Origin of the sequence: Candidatus Acidianus copahuensis (assembly GCF_000632495.1) — an archaeon.
Lineage (GTDB): Archaea > Thermoproteota > Thermoprotei_A > Sulfolobales > Sulfolobaceae > Acidianus > Acidianus copahuensis.
Genome location: NZ_JFZT01000051.1, coordinates 1 through 2,004, shown reverse-complemented (window position 1 = coordinate 2,004; position 2,004 = coordinate 1). Strand labels below are relative to the sequence as shown.

The following is a 2,004-nucleotide window of genomic DNA, read 5'->3' as shown; positions in this document are numbered from 1 at the left end:
AATCACGATAACAAAGGTAATATGGTATTTTTTCCCTTAGAAGGGTAGATCCATATCCCTCCGTTTAAGTTGCTTTCTATCTTTTTTGGACATATTGTAATTCTTATATTTTTAATTTTTATTTTTAATTTTAAATTGCTATTTTCTTCATTAAACTCAATTATGCCCCTTGTCAATTTTCCCAGGTATATTCTCTCCTTTCTATCGGTATTATGTACAACTACTTTAAATTCATTTTTCTTAAAAAAATAATGGCTTCCTCATCTTCATAAGGAGGAAATAGACTGGCTATATAACATAATGTCTTCTCATCCATAATCCTTTAATTATTTTTTGATATGAGGGACTATACTAAAAGTCTGACCTCCTCCCCGCTCTAAAGGGCGAGGGTTCCCCTCAGAGCGGTTCATAGGTTTTGATCCATACGTTTCATCCTCATAGAATCATATCTAGCTACCAGCCCCGATCCTCTCGTCCACGTATAGACCAGTGGGGTGGTCTTACCCCAGCTTATCCCTATCCCTCTGGTGGTGGTTCCCTCAACACCACCATCATTAGGACTCGGGATTATGGATATGTTAAACGCACCAACTAGGTCTGCGTTAAATACTTTGTTAGACGTTGTACACTTAAATAAACCCCTTGAAACTCTTTTCCCGCATCCATTGCCGTGGATGGGGCAAGTGGTTGAAGATATGCCTCGTTAACAAACTCAACAGTTATTCCGTGTTCTTCAGCAACATCCCTCAACTTTTCCATAACTTGTTTATAAGACCAGACGTTAGCAACTAGAAAGTTACCCTTTTTCTGACTTATGTTCTTTGGATAACCAACCTTAATTAACGAGACACCTTTGTTATACAGAAACTCAACAACTTTCCTTACGGTAGCGTCTATTATAGTTGTTAACTCCCTTTTCCACTTTACATATAATCGCCTTATCTTATTTGAGAACGGTTGTTTGAACAAGGATAACAACTTCTGTTTCATACTTATCAATTTTCTGTAGTAGTACGAGATTGATTTTAACACCCTAGTCTTGATTAACATCTGTGTACCGTCTGATACATAAACAGCAAAGAGATTGTTTATCCCTATATCTATCCCACCTACTAAATTACCTTTAGGTGTTAGTGGTACTTTCACCCATTCATCATTCTTTCTGTCAAGTCTTTCATTTGCCTTTAAGGTAATGTGGGCATACCACTTGTGCAACACGGAGTTGTATATTATTTCTAGTCTTCCTTGTCCCCCTCTATAGTATATTTCCCCCTTGTATTTTATTGCCAAGTCCTCGAATTGACCTAAATGATGAAGTTCTATCTCTTGTTTCTCTTCATCTATCTTGTATTGGTCTTTCCTTAGCACTATTATCAACTTCCTCTTCTTCTTGTCTTTCCAGTAACCAGGTGGGTTGACTTTATTGATGAATGGTGGTAGTAGTTTTTTCTTTGCCCTTAACAAGGAGAAGAATGAACTCCATGCCTCATTGTTCTTGTTTAAAACTTGTTGTGCTGTTATTGTACCTATCATGTTCTTATACTCATTATACCACTTTGTATAGGTACCCTTGATATCAACACCACGTTCACCGTTAAAGAACTGTCTTCTCCTTTCATAGTTTACTTGGTTCCATAGTTTTGAACACAAGTTTCCTAGTTCTTTTAACTCCTCCTCTTGTTCTTTCGTCGGTACTAGATCTACAGTTACGGTGCGTTTGAGGACTGATACGGTAGGCATAGGGACTGATCCCTTACTACTCTTCTTAGGTTTACCCACCGTACCGTCCTCATTAGGAATTACTATCTACCTTTTAAAAACTTTTTTTGATAACATTCCCGCTCTGAAGAGCGAGGCTTTCAGTTGTAAACGATTCGTAACCTAGCTAACTTTTACTTTAGTTTCGCTAATAATTATCTTGAAAAATTCAATAACCTTCTCTCTATCTACTTTACTCAAAAGATCTTCTATTAAGTCCTTATATTTTGCTCTTACTTCCTTTAA

The 2,004-nt window shown here is 36.9% G+C and carries 2 protein-coding genes; both read right to left on the bottom strand.

What is annotated here, in order from left to right; genetic code table 11:
* Positions 1-2: 2 nt before the first annotated feature.
* A complete protein-coding gene (locus CM19_RS13125; RefSeq protein ID WP_160164882.1) occupies positions 3-176 on the bottom strand; it encodes a hypothetical protein in 174 nt (57 codons plus the stop codon).
* Between the two features lie 415 nt (positions 177-591).
* Positions 592-1,779, bottom strand: a complete 1,188-nt coding sequence (locus CM19_RS09980; RefSeq protein WP_052349520.1) for an RNA-guided endonuclease TnpB family protein — start codon at positions 1,777-1,779, stop codon at positions 592-594.
* Positions 1,780-2,004 lie beyond the last annotated feature (225 nt).